The 18,110-nt window shown below is 39.2% G+C and carries 16 protein-coding genes; 10 read left to right on the plus strand and 6 right to left on the minus strand.

What is annotated here, in order from left to right:
* The first annotated feature begins 1 nt into the window (after window position 1).
* Together HWV00_RS04770 and HWV00_RS04775 are read left to right on the plus strand one after the other, a co-directional pair.
* Window positions 2-541 carry an HD domain-containing protein gene (locus tag HWV00_RS04770; protein ID WP_211684998.1) on the plus strand — a complete coding sequence of 180 codons (540 nt, stop codon included), beginning with the start codon at window positions 2-4 and terminating at the stop codon, window positions 539-541.
* 166 nt (window positions 542-707) lie between these two features.
* Window positions 708-2,594, plus strand: coding sequence for a methyl-accepting chemotaxis protein (locus HWV00_RS04775; RefSeq protein WP_211684999.1), 1,887 nt, complete (start codon window positions 708-710; stop codon window positions 2,592-2,594).
* A gap of 118 nt (window positions 2,595-2,712) precedes the next feature.
* On the opposite strand, the gene HWV00_RS04780 is transcribed toward HWV00_RS04775, so the two are convergent.
* Entirely contained in the window at window positions 2,713-3,834 is a 1,122-nt protein-coding gene (locus HWV00_RS04780; RefSeq protein WP_211685000.1) for an aminotransferase class V-fold PLP-dependent enzyme, read from the minus strand.
* Between the two features lie 24 nt (window positions 3,835-3,858).
* A complete protein-coding gene (locus HWV00_RS04785) occupies window positions 3,859-5,037 on the minus strand; it encodes a monodechloroaminopyrrolnitrin synthase PrnB family protein (protein ID WP_211685001.1) in 1,179 nt (392 codons plus the stop codon).
* A 250-nt stretch (window positions 5,038-5,287) separates the two neighbouring features.
* On the opposite strand from HWV00_RS04785, the gene HWV00_RS04790 reads away from it, so the two are divergent.
* A complete protein-coding gene (locus HWV00_RS04790) occupies window positions 5,288-6,814 on the plus strand; it encodes a GGDEF domain-containing protein (protein ID WP_211685002.1) in 1,527 nt (508 codons plus the stop codon).
* A 5-nt stretch (window positions 6,815-6,819) separates the two neighbouring features.
* On the opposite strand, the gene HWV00_RS04795 is transcribed toward HWV00_RS04790, so the two are convergent.
* Window positions 6,820-7,722, minus strand: a complete 903-nt coding sequence (locus HWV00_RS04795) for a LysR family transcriptional regulator (protein WP_211685003.1) — start codon at window positions 7,720-7,722, stop codon at window positions 6,820-6,822.
* Between the two features lie 160 nt (window positions 7,723-7,882).
* Here HWV00_RS04795 and HWV00_RS04800 point away from each other — a divergent pair, with 160 nt between their 5' ends.
* The 3 genes from HWV00_RS04800 to HWV00_RS04810 all read left to right on the plus strand — a co-directional run bounded on the left by HWV00_RS04800 (window position 7,883) and on the right by HWV00_RS04810 (window position 13,438).
* The gene (locus HWV00_RS04800; RefSeq protein ID WP_211685004.1) at window positions 7,883-8,950 is read left to right on the plus strand and encodes a linear amide C-N hydrolase; all 1,068 of its coding nucleotides are present in this window, start codon (window positions 7,883-7,885) and stop codon (window positions 8,948-8,950) included.
* A gap of 259 nt (window positions 8,951-9,209) precedes the next feature.
* Entirely contained in the window at window positions 9,210-10,274 is a 1,065-nt protein-coding gene (locus tag HWV00_RS04805; RefSeq protein ID WP_211685005.1) for an efflux RND transporter periplasmic adaptor subunit, read from the plus strand.
* A complete protein-coding gene (locus HWV00_RS04810; RefSeq protein ID WP_211685006.1) occupies window positions 10,274-13,438 on the plus strand; it encodes a multidrug efflux RND transporter permease subunit in 3,165 nt (1,054 codons plus the stop codon). The genes HWV00_RS04805 and HWV00_RS04810 overlap by 1 nt, the downstream gene beginning before the upstream one ends.
* 70 nt (window positions 13,439-13,508) lie before the next feature.
* Here the strand turns inward: HWV00_RS04810 and HWV00_RS04815 are convergent, their stop codons facing one another.
* A complete protein-coding gene (locus tag HWV00_RS04815; protein WP_211685007.1) occupies window positions 13,509-14,159 on the minus strand; it encodes a glutathione S-transferase in 651 nt (216 codons plus the stop codon).
* Between the two features lie 269 nt (window positions 14,160-14,428).
* Here HWV00_RS04815 and HWV00_RS04820 point away from each other — a divergent pair, with 269 nt between their 5' ends.
* Both HWV00_RS04820 and HWV00_RS04825 read left to right on the plus strand, forming a co-directional pair.
* Window positions 14,429-14,575: a hypothetical protein gene (locus tag HWV00_RS04820; protein ID WP_211685008.1), complete on the plus strand. Its 147-nt coding sequence runs from the start codon at window positions 14,429-14,431 to the stop codon at window positions 14,573-14,575.
* A gap of 316 nt (window positions 14,576-14,891) precedes the next feature.
* Complete coding sequence (locus HWV00_RS04825) at window positions 14,892-15,041, plus strand: hypothetical protein (protein WP_211685009.1); 150 nt, start codon at window positions 14,892-14,894, stop codon at window positions 15,039-15,041.
* Between the two features lie 69 nt (window positions 15,042-15,110).
* Here HWV00_RS04825 and HWV00_RS04830 read toward each other — a convergent pair whose 3' ends face one another.
* Window positions 15,111-15,374, minus strand: a complete 264-nt coding sequence (locus tag HWV00_RS04830) for a YdcH family protein (RefSeq protein ID WP_211685010.1) — start codon at window positions 15,372-15,374, stop codon at window positions 15,111-15,113.
* 252 nt (window positions 15,375-15,626) lie between these two features.
* Between HWV00_RS04830 and HWV00_RS04835 the strand changes: the two genes are divergently transcribed.
* Window positions 15,627-16,274 carry a hypothetical protein gene (locus HWV00_RS04835; protein WP_211685011.1) on the plus strand — a complete coding sequence of 216 codons (648 nt, stop codon included), beginning with the start codon at window positions 15,627-15,629 and terminating at the stop codon, window positions 16,272-16,274.
* 192 nt (window positions 16,275-16,466) lie between these two features.
* Window positions 16,467-17,585: an HD domain-containing phosphohydrolase gene (locus tag HWV00_RS04840; RefSeq protein WP_211685012.1), complete on the plus strand. Its 1,119-nt coding sequence runs from the start codon at window positions 16,467-16,469 to the stop codon at window positions 17,583-17,585.
* On the opposite strand, the gene HWV00_RS04845 is transcribed toward HWV00_RS04840, so the two are convergent.
* On the minus strand, window positions 17,554-17,877 hold the full coding sequence (locus HWV00_RS04845) for a hypothetical protein (RefSeq protein ID WP_211685013.1): 324 nt from the start codon (window positions 17,875-17,877) through the stop codon (window positions 17,554-17,556). The genes HWV00_RS04840 and HWV00_RS04845 overlap by 32 nt on opposite strands.
* Between the last annotated feature and the right edge of the window lie 233 nt (window positions 17,878-18,110).

An 18,110-nucleotide genomic window follows, 5' to 3' on the forward strand; every position in this document is an offset into this window, starting at 1 on the left:
AATGGATATTATTCAATTTATTAAACAGCAATTTGAAGAAAACGGTCACGTGGCTTACGGTGAGCATATTTCGATGGGTGAGCATATGTTGCAATCAGCCTACTATGCGGAGCAAAAAAAGAGTAATGATGCGATTATTACCGCTGCGTTACTACATGATTTTGGCCATTTGATTTTAGAACTACCGGAAGATATTACCGCGAATGGTATTGATGGTTATCATGAAGATATTGGGGCGAAGTTCTTAGCCCCTTATTTTCCAAAGCAGATTATTGATGGCATTGCATTACATGTGCAAGCCAAGCGTTATCTGTGTGCGATTAAACCGAATTATCATGGACAATTGAGTCAAGCATCGCAAGAGACACTGACAGTACAAGGAGGGCCGATGAATACGCAACAAGTTGCAGATTTTGAACAAGAACCTTTTTATAAAGATGCGTTGCAAGTCCGTCTGTTTGATGATCTCGGTAAACATACTGAGTTAGATCACCCTGATTTAGATTATTACTTACGTATTGCTACGCAGTTTGTTTTATAAAGAGTGGATTATCAGTGTAAAAGGGGAGAAGTCGGAACACTTAACGCTGTGATCTGTATCACACTTAGTCAGTTATCTTGTATTCGTTCAAATCGACAAATAAAGTCTATCCCTAAAGGGTATTTAAGCATAAAATGCGCGGCTAATTTGTAGATTTGAGCATATCATGACGTTGAAATATAGAATCCTAGTTTTTTTCGCTTCTTTAGTTATTACTATTTGTGGTGCTATTACCTTTTTTGGCTATAGCGCATTCGATAGTTTTAGTAACCGTAATTATGAAGATAAAATGGATAGCCAGTCGCAGTTAATCGCGAAAGCATTAGATGAAAAATTAATGCGCTATTTCGATGCTCTGAATGCTGTTTCTTTTGAATTTGGTGACAATGGTGAGCCATTATCGGTAGATCGTGCGGTAGCGAAAACCCGCCATTTTATTAACAGTATCGATGGTATTGAAAATATATTTATTGGCTTAAAAGACGGACGTGCAATTGAAGGCGGAGGTTATGTTGCTAATTTCAATGCGAAAGATCTTAACCGTGAATGGTATAGCCGTATTTTCTATGACAACGAAAAAATAATTATCACTAAGGCTTATCAAAACGCCCTAACCAAAAAAAATATTATCTCTTTGGTTGTGCCTATTTATCATAATAATCAAACCGTCGCAGCGTTGTCGATTGATATCGAGTTAGGCAATATTACCCGCTTTATTACCTCGCTAACCAGCGCTAATCACATTTTTGTTTATCGCGATGACGGCTATATTATGTCGAGCAAAGATACTGCGTTGTTGGGCAAAAATATGTTTCAAGTACGCCCGCAGTATGAGCAAGTGAATAATGGTATTAGTCGTTTTAAGTATGACGTTAACGGTGAAACTGTATCTGTAGTAACAAATAAGCTGTCGGTACGTGATTGGATCGTCGCTAGTTATGAATATGAGAAAGACATTAATGCAGCAAGCAATGCGAACCTGATTGGCTCATTAGTATTTTTAGCAATTGCCATTATTGTTGCGATTATCATTTTTTACTTCTTTATCGTGAAATATATCTACGCACCAATCGGTGGTGAACCGGAAGATATTTCTAACTTAATGGAAAAAATGGCGCGTGGTGATTTGAGTGCTGTGAGCACTACGGGTCAAGAGACGACTGGTATTTATGCTAGCATGTTAATTTTGCTACATGAGTTACAAGATGTGGTGCAAAAAACCCATGCGATCTCTGATAATGTGTCATCTGCATCAGTAGAACTTGCGGCTGTGATGGGTGAGGCTGCGACTAATTCTCAACATGAAATTGCACAAATAGAACAAGTAGCAACAGCGGTAAATGAATTATCAAGTACAGCGGCGGAAGTGAGTTTAAATGCCAGCAATGCTGAGGATGCTGCCAACAATGCCATCGACAGTGTGAGTCGTGGTAATGATGCGTTGCAAGAGTCGGATGCGATCACCAAACGAATTGAAACATCGGTGCAAGAGTCAACCTTAATGGTTAATCAGTTAAGAGCATATTCGATTGAAATTGGTAGCGTTGTTGATGTGATTAATACTATTTCTCAGCAAACTAATCTATTAGCCTTGAATGCGGCGATTGAAGCTGCACGAGCTGGTGAGCAAGGGCGTGGTTTTGCTGTTGTTGCGGATGAAGTGCGCGCATTAGCGGCTAAAACGCAGGAATCGACGGTTAATATTCAGGAAATCATTACGAAACTGCAAGAGCAATCTGAAAAAGCAGACAGCTATATGAACAGTAACGTTGAACTTATTCAGGGTTCACGCGAGATTGCGCAAACAGTAAGTCATTGCTTTACGGATATCTCTCATTCCGTGTCTTTAATTTCAGACATGAATACATTGGTATCGACAGCCTCTCACGAACAATCTGCAGTGACCCAAGATATTGCCGCAAATGTGATGCAAGCGTCAGATATGGTTACGCAAAATGTCGCGGGTATTGACCAAAGTAATCAAGCCAGTGAAGAACTTGCTCGATTATCGGAAGAGCAAAAAACGATATTAAACTTCTTTAAGTTAAGTTAAGTTAAGTTAAGTTAATTGATAAAGCCTCCGCCTGTTTATATAAGTCCTTGAAGAAGAACTCGAATAAACAAAGGCGGAGGCTTTCTTATTTTTACGGCTTACGAATGTCGCTTACAGCCTATTCATTGATATAAACCGTGTTAATCACTTCGATTAATTGCATTATTTCTATCCGGTCATTATAAATATGCGGTGATATACGCATGCCTTGCTGACGATTATCAATACTGATGCTATGTGCTGATAATGCGGATAACACAGCCTCTTGTTGTGAGCCAAAGTGCAAGATAGCGGTGCCATTACGTTGCGCCTCCTGCTGTGGTGAGACAAGTGCTTGAGGAAAAGCGTCGGCTAACATAGCTAACAATATTTGATTATGTTGACGCAGTTTTTCAATACCAATTCTTACAAAATATTCAATGCTATTCGCTGAAATAACATAGGGCATGATAGACGGTGTCCCTCCCCAAAATCGCAACGCCCCTTGATGGTTTTCAAAATGATGAATATTGAATTCAAACGGCTGTTGATGTGAAAACCACCCAACATCTTTGGGCTGACAATGTTTGAGTTGATCTGGATTAACCCATAAGTAGCTGCTTCCTGGGCCGCCACATAACCATTTAACACAAGATCCAATCATAAAGTCTGGTCGTGTAGTGCTTAGATCGAGTGGAATAATGCCAGCAGACTGAGCAACGTCAACGATAGACAATACGTGATGCTCACGGGCAAGGGCGAGTATATCTTTAACTGGCGCTTGCTGACCGGTATTAGAATAGGCGTGACTGATAAAGACTAAATCAATGCTGGTATTAAGGTATTTAGCCCAAATAGTGGGGTCGGTTATATCAAGGCTATTAGGGATGTAGGTAATATTGGCTGTATTGGCGATTGCGCGTTGCATAACAAATCCCATACTGGGAAAATCACTTTCACTCATTAATATTTTGGTGTGTGGTTGCTGTAAACGATCGACCGACATTAATACCTTTGTTAATGCGCTAGAGAGGTTAACTTGTGGGCAAAAATGATTTGCATCGTCATTAAAGAGCGACCCCAAGGCAATCTGATAGCGTTCTATTGCGCTGATCCACTGTGGCCAAGGTTCGCTGCTTGCATCTTGCCAATGATCGAGAAAGTGTGTTTTAAATTGTTGCTCGGTATTTTTTAGTGGACGCCCAACCGAGTGATTCAATAAATAAATATTATCGTTAAGTAAAAAATCTTTTTTATACATAACCGTTCCTTGTTTTATTGTCGCTTAATTTAATGTTTCGTGCAGGGTTAGGATGTCGTGATGGCGCGTTGCGATATCATCACGTTGGTTGCCGACTCGAAGATCTCTCAGTTTTTCTAATGAGCGCAGTAGGATGTGTAGCGGGGGGCCACTGGCTGTTAATTTATCCATGTGCTGAGATTGAATATGGCTAGCGGGTTGTGTGATGTATTTATTAACCAGTTGATCATGATGTTGGTTCGCGGTGGCGCCATGCAGTTTACAAACCTCTAAAAACAAGGCTAAATTACGTTGATACCACATTTGGTTTTTATGTTGTCGTTGATTAAGAAAATCATCCATCAAGTTTGTTTTTTGCATCGCATCACGTAATAGCAGCTGATCTTCAGGCATCATATAAGTGAATTTATCTACGAGCATTTGTGAGTAGAAAGGTTCATTGGCGCGGCATAGCCCTAGCAGCATATCGACAATGTTGATCCCTGCAAAATCACCCGCATTTGCACCACGATAAATCTGCGACCCGACACGGTAAGATTTGTAATAAGGACGCACACAATGGAAGAAACGGTCGGTGTCGAGCTCGCTGAATAAGATATTATTTGATTCGATAACGTCATTAAGCGACTGCTTTGCGGTGAGCAACAAATCGTAACAAAGTGGGTGGGAGATACCCATCGCATAGATTTTTGTTAATGCTTCGGCCGCCCGCTTAAATGCCAAAATACTGCGTGTGTTGTAATCGATAAATAAAGTTTCATCATGTAGGGTGGTGAAGCATTTGTAAGTACCATTAACAGCAATATTATGTGTGGTTAGGTGAGCAGTGGAAAATCGAGGAGCCATACCAATGGTTGGGCCGATATGCATCGCGAGTGCTGATGCTTCGATAAGTGGTGAACGCGTTTCTCGCGAGGGCTCTGTGAGGTCGTGACGGCGACATGCCGCCATATATAACCCTACGCTGCCGAGTAAATTAAATGCACGATTAAAGTCTTGGCTGGTGTTCCCTTCTGCAAGCAAGACTTTAATTAGCGACCGCCCTTCTGATTCAAGTTGGTGTTTTAATGATTTACCAATACCGGCCACGTTATCTCTGTCTTCCTGTTGCCAGTATAACGCTTCTAACGCGGTGTTAATCTCGACAAAAGGACCTCTAATCCACTGATCAAATGCATGGGTTGCGTGACTCGTGTTTTTCATTGTATTACCTCTTGGTTATGAATATTCGATATAAATATTAACGCATTAGGTATACGGAGTAGGTGTGTTTAAAACATGAGCGTTTTATTGAAATAGATTTAACTTTAATCATTCATAAGTTATATAGTTGTTTATTGTTGTTTTGTTGAGGTAGCTATAATTTGATTAAATCACGAGACAATGTCGACTAGACTGAGCGTTAGTATGTTATAGAATGTACTTAAGGATGAATATTAATAAGGATTTTGCATTGAAAAAATTATTAACCGCGTTATTTTTCTTTTTGTTTGGTGCCGTTACCAGCAACGTTTTCACTGCACAAAATTCACAACCCGTGATGATAAAGTCGGATGTGGTTGACTCTTGGAGTGACGTCAAAAAACTCAAATTAGATCTGCTCGATCAAGATGATCTTGAATTTTTAAGTAGCATGACCGAGTTTAAAAAATGTATTGACCCGTATTGGATGCCCTTGGAAGGCATCAGTGAAAACAAAGTGCATATTGGTGTGATTGCTGAGATATTAGCATTAGTCACACAGCAGATTAATGTGCCTTTTACGTTGGTTGAAACAGAAGATTGGAGTGAATCATTAGATAAACTGGCCAGTCGAGAGTGTGACATTGTGACGTCCGATCTTCAAAATGGTGTACCGCCTGATTTTTATATCAAAACCGAACCATTCTTATATCTACAACATGTGTATATCACTCAAAAAGAAGCGCTATTTGAACTAGATTTTTCTGAGATTAAGAATCACAGGATTGGTGTACCGAAAGGTTATCCTACCATTGCGCTTATGAACGAACGCTATGGAGATATTAACTTTGTCGAAGTGCAAGACATCAATGAGGGCGTGTTGTGGGTGTCGCAGGGTAAGCTGTTTGCTTTTATCGATATCTTGCCTGTTATTAGCTATTCCATAGAACAACAAGGGCTCACTAATTTAAAAGTCGCAGGGCACTTAGATTTGAATTTACCGACGGTCATGGCTGTGCGCAGTGATATGCCTGAATTAGTGCAGATCTTAAATAAAGTGTTTAGCAGCATGAATCAGACTATTTCAAATCAACTTTTATCACAATGGGTCAAGATAGAATATGACGTGAAGGTTGATTGGTCTAAATGGATCAAATACGTGCTGCTGCTCATTTTTGTTATGTTATTGATTATTTATTGGAATAATAAATTACGCACGATTAACACAGAGTTGGATGATGCGAATAAAAAGTTAGCCAGTTTGAGTGAAACCGACGGTTTAACCCAGCTTCAAAATCGTCATTTTTTAAATCGACGTTTACCGACTTTGATTGATATGGCAAGCCGTAATAATACGTCGATGGCGGTTGCGATACTTGATATAGACCATTTTAAACAGATTAATGATCATTACGGTCATGCTATTGGTGATGATTGTTTAGTGGAGTTTAGTAAATTAATAAAGACCGTCTTTAAACGAGATACAGATTGCTTAGTACGGTTTGGTGGCGAGGAGTTTTTGGTGATATGTTTTGGTATAAAGCAGGCGCAATTTGCGACGTTATTAGAACGATTACGCTTCGCGACAGAAAACTTTACGTTGCCGATTAGCATTATTAAAGACGGGGGCCGAGTGGGTGAGCATATTGGATTTACTATCTCGAGTGGTTATACGTTTTGTTCAGTGGCACCGAACGAAGATATTGAAAACCTGGTATCAGTTGCAGACCAACACCTCTATAAGGCGAAGAATAATGGCCGTAATAGAATTGTTGGTTTTGAATTTAACGAAAGATAATCACACTATTGCGTGATTATCTTAAAGGCTGCTTTAAATTGCTCGATAGCATAACGCTGTACTTTCCCCGTGCTTTGGTGAGTTCGGGTTAATAGCACTAAACTCCAACGCCCATCATTGGTCATGAAATTAATATTAAGTTTAACTATTTCATCGGTATAGGATGATGAGCTCACAAAGTGGTTGGGTAGCAATGCCCAGCCGCCTTGTTTTAATAATGACAAAATAATATCCATATTGCTGATGGTGGCAATACGCCCCGATATTCTGGTATTTTTCCCTAATTCTACTTCCGTGTAATTTTCTGCTGTGTACTGTTGCTGCTTTTCTAAATCTTCTAAATAACAACTTTTTTGCTGCGCTAAAGTAGAATTTTTATGTGCAAAAAAGGAAAAAGGTAAATAGCCTAAATTCGTGAAGGTTAAGCCTTTGCTAGGGAGTACGCCAGAACCTTTACTTAAGATAATTGATATATTTGCTTTTTGCGCTGCGAGGGCATCGATGGAGTCCTGACGTCCGCGGTGTATCCAATGTAATTGGGTTTGTGGGTAGTGCTGGTGGACGGCAAGTTGCACTTGTTCTATGACCGAAATAGGCAATGAAATATCATGATAAATAGTGAGACTTTCTTCTAGCCCTTCAGCTAAATTATCTCCGCTATTTTGAAGCACTTGCGCGTGATATAAAATATGCTGTGCTTGGGTCAATAAACTTTCCCCTTCAAGCGTTATCTTCGGAAATTTGCCACTGCGATCGAATAAGGTAATACCTAAATCTATTTCCAAATTTCCTACATGCTGATGCAAGGTCGATCGATCTTTACTGAGTGATTGTGCGGCTTTACTAAATGAACCTTTTTCAGCCACCGCGACAAATGATGTCAATTGTTCAAAGCTAAATCTAAGCATTATTTACTCCATTCGTCGTATCAACATTCAACGTGTTGGGAAATTCCCAACACAAGTGAGATTACCTGTTCAATTAAATCGTTATTATGGAGGTAAGTAAATAGCTACAGCCCCGAATTATTTCGTTTCGGCGGTAACATGTCACAAGGTGGGTAAAAGTATGGCTTTATTAACAAAAAAATCATTGGTTAATGCTGCAATAGGTGCTGCATTATTCACGTCTGCAATCTCTGCTGTTCAAGCGTGTTCACGATTAATTTGGGAGACAGAAGACTACGGTGTGTTTGTGTCTCGTACCATGGATTGGATGGTTGAAACCCACCCTACGATTGACGTTCGAGCGAAAGGCATCAGCTATCGTGGTGCGGAATCGGGAGAAAAGGTGATGATGTGGACATCGAAATACGCATCGATCTTGACGACTTTCTATGGCAAAGCGGGTATTGATGGTTTCAATGAAGCTGGCCTTGCAGCCAATGCGCTATACTTAGGTGAAGAAAGTAGCGGGGAGTATAATGCAGATAAAGTACAGCTAGAAAACTCTCGCGTGATACCGTATTTCTTAGATAATTTTAGCTCGGTAAAAGAGGCCTTAATTGGCTTGGAAGATATTCAATTACAGTTGTTTTCACATGACGGTAGTATTCTAACTGGGCACTATTCATTACAAGATGCGAGCGGTGATTCTGCAATTTTAGAGTTCATCGATGGTAAGTGGAAGATTTACCATGGTGAACAATATAACGTACTGACCAATAGCCCTGAGTTTCATGAACACTTGAATAACTGGGAAGCAAAAAAACCGACGCAGCAATCACAATTCTCAAGTGAATATCCTTTGGATGGTAATGTTGGCCCTGTAGAACGTTTTGTGTGGAATAAGTATATGTTAGCGCAACTGCAAGAGCCGAGTAGTGTGATTAATGGTTTAGCAAAATTGGATAGCTCGACTTATAAAGTGCCATTAGATGCGGCTAATCGAGTCGTGGCTGGCAAGATGACGGGCTATGCGACACAATATACGCTTACTTATAATTTAGAGCAGAAAGAGCTGAATATGCGTTATCAATACGGTGATGTGTACACACAGTTTAAAGTTGATTTTAATAAATTAAATGACGGTAAAAATTACACGTTAAAAGCCGATGAGCAACATAATGTTGGTGATATGACGAGTAAGTTCGAACAGAAAAACGGTGTAATGGCACAATATCGAGTGAATAAATAATCACTGTTTTTGTATCGTAAGTGTGTTTAACATAAACAATGCTGGCAAACAGGGGCGTTAAAACTGCTGTTTGTTGGCATTACTTTCTTCGTATTATTTATCTGCATGGCTAAACTGACAAACTTTACACTTGTTGACCTTAATCTCCTCATTTTCTCCATATTTCCCAGTCTCTTTTACGTTATTATATGCTATCAAAATTTTAGAACCGCTATTCATGGATGAAAGCTGCCTCGCTCATTTTTATAGAAGAGATACAATGAATAAACGTACTTCCCTCGCGGTAATTAGCGCGCTTATGTTCAGTTTTGCTAGCTATACGATTCCAGTACATGCCAAAGGCGGCAATGCTGGGAAAGGTGCTGGACGTGTAGTTTCTGTATATACGGACACTGTGCAATACCATGAAGTGTCACAATCAATTTCATTAATTGGTAAATTACAGTCAGACCAATTTGTGAGTGTGGCACCTGAAGTTGCGGGTAAAGTAGATAGCATTAACATTAATGCGAATCAAACCGTGAAAGCGGGACAGTTATTAGTACAGCTGGATGACAGCAAAGCACAGGCTGCCTTATTAGAGGCGAAAGCGTATTTTAATGATGAGAAGCGTAAGCTAAATGAATATTCAACGCTGGTAAAAAGTAATGCGATCACGCAAACAGAAGTGTACGCACAAACCGCATTAATGGATATTGCCAAAGCGCGTTTAGCGGCCGCTCAAGCAAATGTAGATGATCATTATTTAACGGCGCCATTTTCTGGCACCGTTGGTTTACTTGATTTTAGTCGCGGTAAAATGGTGTCTGTAGGTACTGAGTTACTTACCCTTGATGATTTATCGACGATGCAGCTGGATCTTGAAGTGCCAGAACGTTATTTATCGCAATTATCGACGGGTATGTCGGTAACCGCAACCAGCCGTGCATGGCCTGATGATAGCTTTAAAGGGCAAGTAGTCGCGATTGATTCTCGTATTAACCCAGAAACACTTAATTTACGTGTACGCGTTAATTTTGAGAACAATTTGAACCGCCTTAAACCAGGGATGATGATGTCATCAAGTGTTGTTTTCCCTGCGATAAATGAACCTATCATTCCGGTTCAAGCCCTTGAGTATTCGGGCACGAAACGTTTTGTGTATGTTGTTGGTCAGGATAATAAAGTTGCGCGAACACAAGTGCAGTTAGGCGCGCGAATTGTTGATCAAGTGTTGATTGAGCAAGGTTTAGACGTTGGCGATCGTATCGTGGTGCAAGGCTTAGTGAATATGCGTGATGGATTAACAGTGAAAGATTTATCTGATGAACAGGAGACTAACTAATGTGGTTGTCTGATGTCTCTGTCAAACGACCGGTTGTTGCGATTGTATTAAGTTTATTACTTTGTGTCTTTGGTGCCGTATCGTTTAGTAAACTTGCTGTTCGTGAAATGCCGGATGTTGAAAGTCCTGTCGTTACTGTGATGACGCGTTATGAAGGCGCGGCAGCTACGATTATGGAAAGCCAAGTTACGTCTGTTATCGAAGACCAAATTACGGGTATCAGTGGTATTGATGAGGTTAAATCAGTAACACGTAATGGTATGTCGCGTGTAACGGTAACGTTTGATTTAGGTTGGAATCTTACCGAGGGCGTGAGCGATATTCGTGATGCGGTTGCAAAAGCGCAGCGTAGCTTGCCAGATGAAGCGGACGATCCGATTGTATCAAAAGATAATGGCAGCGGTGAACCCTCGGTTTATATCAACTTAAACTCCACAGAGATGGACCGGACACAGCTTACTGATTATGCCCAACGGGTATTAGAAGATCGTTTTAGCTTGATCTCGGGCGTGAGTTCGGTGGACTTGTCCGGTGGTTTATATCAGGTGATGTACGTTAAGTTATTCCCTGATCTCATGGCGGGTAGAGCGGTAACGACCAGTGATATTATCGATGCGTTAAAAACTGAAAATGTCGAAAATCCGGGTGGTGAAGTCCGTAATGATACCACTGTGATGTCAGTGCGTACGGCGCGTTTATATGCTGAGCCTCAAGACTTTGAATACCTTGTTGTGCGTACCACGAGTGATGGCTCTCCGGTTTACTTACGCGATGTTGCACAAGTCTATGTTGGCGCTGAAAATGAAAATTCGTCGTTTAAAAGTAACGGTATCGTTAATCTGAGCTTAGGTATTGTCGCTCAGTCAGATGCTAATCCACTGGAAGTTGCCACAGCAGTACACAGTGAAGTGGATAAGATCCAAGACTTTTTACCTGCAGGTATGAGCCTTGAAGTGGACTATGACTCGACTGTTTTTATCGATCAATCGATTAAGGAAGTGTATAGCACGTTATTTATCACCGGTGGCTTAGTAGTATTGGTGTTGTATATTTTTATTGGTCAAGCACGTGCGACATTAATTCCTGCGGTTACTGTACCTGTATCGCTAATTTCATCATTTATCGCTGCTTATTATTTTGGTTTTTCAATTAACTTGATTACTTTAATGGCCCTGATTTTATCAATCGGCTTAGTTGTTGATGATGCCATTGTTGTGGTCGAAAACATCTTCCATCATATTGAGAGAGGTGAAAAACCCTTGCTTGCTGCCTATAAGGGCACGCGAGAAGTTGGTTTTGCTGTGATAGCCACGACGATGGTACTCGTTATGGTATTCCTGCCTATTTCCTTCATGGATGGCATGGTTGGTTTACTCTTTACTGAGTTCTCGGTATTACTGGCAATGTCAGTGATTTTCTCCTCGTTGATTGCACTGACATTGACGCCTGTACTGGCGAGTAAAATGTTAAAGTCAGAGCAAAAAACAAGCCGTTTTAGTTTGTTTATGGAAGGGTTATTTCAACGTTTAGAAAGCGCATATCGTCGTGTTGTGACTAAAGCGGTGAAATACAGACTTGCAGCGCCTGTGGTTATTATTGCCTGTGTGGTGGGTAGTTTCCTATTGATGAAACAGGTGCCATCTCAACTGTCTCCGCAAGAAGATCGCGGGGTATTGTTTGCGTTTGTGAAAGGTGCTGAAGGTACTAGTTTTAACCGTATGACGACAAACATGGACATTGTTGAAGCGCGTTTATTACCGCTTGTTGGCCAAGGTGTGATTAAGTCATTTAGTACACAAGCGCCAGCATTTGGTGGGCGTGCCGGAGATCAAACGGGTTTTGTGATCATTATTCTTGAAGACTGGGCTGATCGCAGTGTTAGCGCTGGTGAAGCATTGGGTATGGTAGCTAAAGCGCTAAAAAATATTCCAGATGTGATGGTTCGTCCATTAATGCCGGGTTTCCGTGGCGGTTCGAGTGATCCTGTTCAATATGTATTGGGTGGTTCAGATTATTCAGAATTAGAAAAGTGGGCTGAGCTGTTAAAGCAAAAAGCGGAAGATGCGGGTGTACTCGTTGGTGGTGATTTAGATTACTCTGAAAAAACGCCTGAGCTTGTTGTCAGTATTGATAAAGAGCGTGCTGGCGAACTGGGTATTAGTGTCGATGAAGTATCAACAACATTAGAGATAATGTTAGGTGGTCGTACTGAAACCAGCTATATCGAACGTGGTGAAGAGTATGACGTGTACTTACGTGGTGATGAAAACAGCTTTAACAATGTGAATGACCTAAGCCAAATTTATATTCGCAGTGCAAAGGGTGATTTGATCACATTAGATACAATCACAACGATCGAAGAAGTCGCTTCTGCAAGTCGTTTGTCACACAACAATAAGCAAAAGTCGATTAAGTTAAGCGGTAGTTTAGGCGAAGGTTATACCTTAGGGGAAGTGCTCGATTTCTTAGATGCACAAGCTATTGAGTTACTGCCGAGTGATATTTCGATTGCTTATTCGGGTGAGTCAAAAGATTTTAAAGAAAATCAAAGCAGTATTTTGTTAGTGTTTGGTTTAGCTTTGCTGGTGGCTTATTTAGTACTCGCTGCACAGTTTGAAAGCTTCATTAACCCGATGGTGGTGATGTTTACGGTTCCTATGGGTGTACTCGGTGGATTCTTAGGCCTCTATGCCATGGGAGGCGGGCTGAATATTTACAGTCAGATTGGCATGATCATGTTGATTGGTATGGTAACGAAAAATGGTATTTTAATTGTTGAATTTGCCAATCAATTACGTGACCGTGGTGTTGAGTTAGAACAAGCTATTATCGATGCGTCAGCACGTCGACTTCGTCCTATTTTGATGACTGCATTTACGACATTAGCAGGCTCGATTCCGTTAATCTTATCAACGGGAGCGGGTGCAGAAAGCCGTATAGCTGTAGGTACTGTTGTATTCTTCGGTATGGCGTTTGCGACGTTAGTGACCTTATTGGTTATTCCAGCAATGTATCGCTTGATCTCGGGAACGACTCATTCTCCTGGTTATGTTGAAGCTATGTTAGAAGCCGAACTTGCCGAACAGTCAGCTGCAATACAATCTGAATTATTAGATAAGCAGGGTGTTACAAAAGATGTTCGAGTGGTGAAAGACGTCGCTTAACAAATTGATGTAAGGCAAAAGGGCAAGTACATATGATGATGTACTTGCCCTTTTTTATGCTTGTCATATTTTATTCTGGAAACAGAAATTCTTCTCTATTTTCTAGCCATTCAGGATACTTTGTCATTGCTTTAGCAAAACGCTGATCTTGTAAATGGTTATTAAGCCAGTTTTTGAGGTGTGGAAAAGGTGCTTGTCGGTACCACTTTCGATCAACTCGAGCAAATTGACGGATCAGAGGAAGGATTGCGTAATCCGCTAGACTGACATTATCTCCCATTAAATATTTGTGTTTACTCAGACGTGCATCTAGCGTTGTTGCATAGTTGGCGCATTGCGTTCGTAACTCGACTTCATTACCTTCATGATAACGCACAGCATATTTATACTGACTTAGTGAAGCGGTAAATACTGTATCGTGGGTGCTAATCAAGCTTAGCATCGCAGGGTAAGCGCTCGGGTTTTCACTGTGCAGCAAATTTAAAGGGTCGTGTTGATGCAGTGCCCAAATCATAATATCTAAACTTTCATCAATGATTGTGTCGTTATTGAGTACTAATACGGGCACTGTCGCCTTAGGTGAAACGGCTAGCATTTCTTCAGGCTTATTTTTCATAAGCACGGCTCTGAGTATAACGGTCTGTTGTGCCAGTAATAAGCCAAGTCTTGCACGCATGGCATATGGACAATTTTGTAATGAGTACAGAATAGGTAGTGACATTAAGTATCTTCTTTTATTTTTATTATTGTATGCGACGGCATGACCAAATTATGGTTTAACAGTATTTTCGTTCGTTAACATAGATTATTGTGCTAAATTCTAATACCTAATTATATATATTTTATTATAAATTATATCACATTCGTTTTTTTAATTTAAAACGCAATATTATATGAAAAATAAAGACGTATTATGAGCCCATATCAACTTATAAACATATTAATTTATAGATGAATTTATAAATTAGAAACCTAATTATCGAGGCTATTATGAACAAAGAACAAGTACAATACGTTATCCAATTATTACGCGATGGTCACTCACTAACTGAAATTACTAAGTTAGCAAAAATCAACGTGATGTATGTTAGTGTTATCCGTAAACTAATGGTTATGGATTTACTACAAACTAACTAATCGTAGTGTTGTAAACATGATAAAGCGCTATCAGTCTCTAGCGCTTTATATTTTCCTTTCTTTCTCCCCCCATAAACGCTCAAATTCGGTCAATCAATCATAGATAACTCACTATCTAATCTTAATCCGCGACGTCTACATTTCTAATATTTCTATTCCTAGCTCTATCTCTACTTCTATTTTAATGCTCGATAGTTAGGCTGGATTAAAATTATGACTAGTGGTTTTACGGGTTCTTCACTAAAACCAATATTAAAAATTGCCTTAAATGCGCCTTAAAGTATGCTTTGATAAATTATAGCTTATCGAGATTGTTATGAATAAAGAACAGGTGAAACACGTGGTTGTATTGTTACAGGAAGGTCACACATTGACTGATATTTCGGCGTTGGCGAAAGTTAATGTGATGTATGTGAGTGTTATTCGTAAATTGATGGTGATGGGTTTATTGAAGCTTGAAGATTGAGAGTAGCGCAGTATAAAGCGCTATCAGTATTGAGTGCTTTATACTACTAATCATTTGATATTATTATTTTTATGATGTTGATGAAACACTGTCATGGTGTTGCTTTAACTGCTGATATAGAAAATCTTTTAAGTTCGCTCGTTGTAATTTTAACTGCGTCATATGCTCATCATTCGTTGGGCATCCTTTGATCTCTAATTGACGAATATCATAATCTAGTATGTGATATTTTTTCGATTCTTCTCTAAATACTTCATTTTTATAATTCAAATAAACGATATCTTTTTTCAATTCTGGAAAGTCAAAAATAAGCGCGTGATTCTCATTTAACATAGGGCTTCCTTAATAATGAAAGTAAACGTCTATAGTAAATATAGCATTTGAATTTGTGATAGAAATTGATTTGATCGTGATTTTAGTTTTTTTTATCTCTAATGGATTAGTTGAGAGACTAGTGGATTTACGGGGTTCTCGCTAGTTTGGTTATTAGGTATTGCATTCAATGCGACTTGGAGTACTGTACTCGCCCTCACATTAAATATTACTAACATAGATAAAATACATTATAACTTTGTAGGAACAGATATGGCCTTATTTACTTATTCTTCATCACCGATATTGAAAGTTGTTCAGCAGGAATTGTTGCAATTTTTATTACTCATAACAATTGTACTCACTGCTTGTTTGGCTATTTTTTCAGATGTCATGCTATTGGACCATGGTATTGGAGAACATTCTTTAACAGAGTTTTATCAGCAAATATTACTTTTTTTAGTGGTGTGCTGTTTTGCTTATGTATTCAAAGTCGATCACTCAGAACGCCATTTTCATTTGTTAGTGATCGGATTTTTTACCTGTATGTTAATTCGAGAGTTTGATGCTTTTTTTGACGAACTCGTTGTTCATGGTTTTTGGGTTTACCCTGCGTTAGGTGTTTTTATTGTCTGCACAACTTACGCATTACAAGATAAACAGGGTACGTTGGCAGGGATTGTTCACTTTACTCAAAATCGCTATTTTCAAGGCATCAGTACTGCGTTAGTTATTATTCTTGTTTTTTCTCGTCTGTTTGGCATGGGAGAGCTGTGGGAAACGATCCTCGCTGATAATTATGTACGTTTAGCGAAAAACACGGTAGAGGAAGGTGTTGAATTATTAGGATATTCCTTACTTTTTTATAATGCTTTTGGTTATGCTCGTCGTATTAAACGTAACTCGAAATCTGCGAATTAACTAAAACAGGTTAATTTGCGTGTAAACGGTGAATTATAAAGTTAATTATTTGATGTTACAGGCAAAAACTTATTAAATGGCAGCGGTATTATAGCTATTTGTATATATTAATCTAATTCCTACCTATATCTTAATAGCTAGGTTGAAATAGGATCGGCAGTTACGTTGATTCATGTGTAATAGGATTGATGTATGCTTAACTATAGTAAAATAAATCAAATGTTTAATGAGGATGAAGATACAAGCATCTATCTTGATATGCTCTATCGAATGGCTATTAATAGCTATGAAGGACTGTCTCGCATTTCTGTGATTCTGATTAAAGATGACCAAGCGTCTAATTATTTTGTACGGGATAAACTCTCGGCTGATAACAACGGTGAACTTTTTACCAAAAAAGTGAATCAGGATGGCGGTATTCCGAGAATGATCAAGTCAAAATCAGAGCGTGTTGTGAATGATTTATCGACATTGAAATTGAATCCGAGAACACTTTTTTTATTAAATAATGGTCATCGCAGTAGCTTTTCTTATCCTTTGATTTTTAAGGGTGATGCTATAGCGATGGTCTTTTTTAATGCATCAGAATGTAACTTTTTTGCGGATGTCTCGGTGCAGCAAGATATGTTGTTTTTATCGACAGTGATACATTCGTTGATGGTACGACAGTTTGAGAAAAAACAGTTTATTAGTATCTCACTCGGGATTGCACTCAATATGGGGCACGCTAAGGATCCGGAAACAAAAGGGCACCTTACACGGATGGAGCGATATAGCTCCAAGCTGGCTTATCTATTGAGTGAGGAAAAAGGCATTACACATGAGTTTATTCGCCGTATTGAATCTTATGCTGCATTTCATGATATAGGTAAGTATAAGATCCCTGATGAAGTATTATTTAGCCATTCTATCTTTACAGTGAAAGAACGCGAAATCATGAATCAGCACTGTCGACATGGTGTTGATATCATTAATGATGTACTGAGTCATTTTCCTGCGAATGTACGGCATATAGAGGAATACCGTTTTCTAAAAAATATTATTCTTTATCATCATGAACAGTTTAGTGGACATGGTTATCCTGAGGGATTAAAAGGGGATGAAATTCCTCTAGAAGCCCGTATTGTTATGGTTGCTGATGTGTTTGATGCGTTATTAAGTAAGCGCCTATATAAAGGTGCTTGGCATATTGATGATGTCGTTAACTACATGAAAAAAAATGCTGGTACGATGTTTGACCCAGATTGTATCCATGCTTTAGTATCTAATTTGTCTGAATTTATTGAAATTTATGAAGCTCATGCAGATTAATCAATTGGCTATTATCAGCCGGAGTAGAGCCTTGTAAACGATTTTGATAACCATCGTTTGCTAAGTGCAGGGGGAAGTGTAATTCTTGCTTTCCCTGTCTTGCGGTAATGGAAATAGAGTCTGCTTGTAACAAGATTTGAAGCATTTCAGCAGGGATATCTGCCAGAATTAAATCGTGAATATCATAATGTGTTTTACCTATGCCAAACTCTTCTCGTAACGCAGTTCGTTCAATCTCAGTTAAAATTTGACTGTCGGTGTTGAGTACTGATCTATTTATTGGTTTTTTCATCGTCAACCTCGTTAGATAAAATAGCTATTACGAGATAACGTGATCACAGCCGTGATTAAATTTAATTTTTTAGCGTCATTCACGTTAATACTGGTAGTAAGTCTGTATTTATCCTTAAAAGTTCGATTTTATTGGTTTTTATACTCATAAGTGTGAGCAAGTTAACTGTGATTTTATTTTTTCATCTTCGTTCAATTCTAGTTAACGCTGGGTTAATTTCATTCTAATGTTTT

Origin of the sequence: Moritella sp. 24, assembly GCF_018219155.1 — a bacterium.
Taxonomy (GTDB): Bacteria; Pseudomonadota; Gammaproteobacteria; order Enterobacterales; family Moritellaceae; genus Moritella.

Excerpts from the sequence above, each read along its gene's own strand:
- HWV00_RS04775 (WP_211684999.1), top strand. The coding sequence starts at position 708 with ATGACGTTGAAATATAGAATCCTAGTTTTTTTCGCTTCTTTAGTTATT.
- HWV00_RS04795 (WP_211685003.1), bottom strand. The coding sequence starts at position 7,722 with ATGCTTAGATTTAGCTTTGAACAATTGACATCATTTGTCGCGGTGGCT.
- HWV00_RS04805 (WP_211685005.1), top strand. The coding sequence starts at position 9,210 with ATGAATAAACGTACTTCCCTCGCGGTAATTAGCGCGCTTATGTTCAGT.
- HWV00_RS04780 (WP_211685000.1), bottom strand. The coding sequence starts at position 3,834 with ATGTATAAAAAAGATTTTTTACTTAACGATAATATTTATTTATTGAAT.
- HWV00_RS04825 (WP_211685009.1), top strand. The coding sequence starts at position 14,892 with ATGAATAAAGAACAGGTGAAACACGTGGTTGTATTGTTACAGGAAGGT.
- HWV00_RS04835 (WP_211685011.1), top strand. The coding sequence starts at position 15,627 with ATGGCCTTATTTACTTATTCTTCATCACCGATATTGAAAGTTGTTCAG.
- HWV00_RS04785 (WP_211685001.1), bottom strand. The coding sequence starts at position 5,037 with ATGAAAAACACGAGTCACGCAACCCATGCATTTGATCAGTGGATTAGA.
- HWV00_RS04845 (WP_211685013.1), bottom strand. The coding sequence starts at position 17,877 with ATGAAAAAACCAATAAATAGATCAGTACTCAACACCGACAGTCAAATT.
- HWV00_RS04820 (WP_211685008.1), top strand. The coding sequence starts at position 14,429 with ATGAACAAAGAACAAGTACAATACGTTATCCAATTATTACGCGATGGT.
- HWV00_RS04770 (WP_211684998.1), top strand. The coding sequence starts at position 2 with ATGGATATTATTCAATTTATTAAACAGCAATTTGAAGAAAACGGTCAC.
- HWV00_RS04840 (WP_211685012.1), top strand. The coding sequence starts at position 16,467 with ATGCTTAACTATAGTAAAATAAATCAAATGTTTAATGAGGATGAAGAT.
- HWV00_RS04800 (WP_211685004.1), top strand. The coding sequence starts at position 7,883 with ATGGCTTTATTAACAAAAAAATCATTGGTTAATGCTGCAATAGGTGCT.
- HWV00_RS04810 (WP_211685006.1), top strand. The coding sequence starts at position 10,274 with ATGTGGTTGTCTGATGTCTCTGTCAAACGACCGGTTGTTGCGATTGTA.
- HWV00_RS04830 (WP_211685010.1), bottom strand. The coding sequence starts at position 15,374 with ATGTTAAATGAGAATCACGCGCTTATTTTTGACTTTCCAGAATTGAAA.
- HWV00_RS04815 (WP_211685007.1), bottom strand. The coding sequence starts at position 14,159 with ATGTCACTACCTATTCTGTACTCATTACAAAATTGTCCATATGCCATG.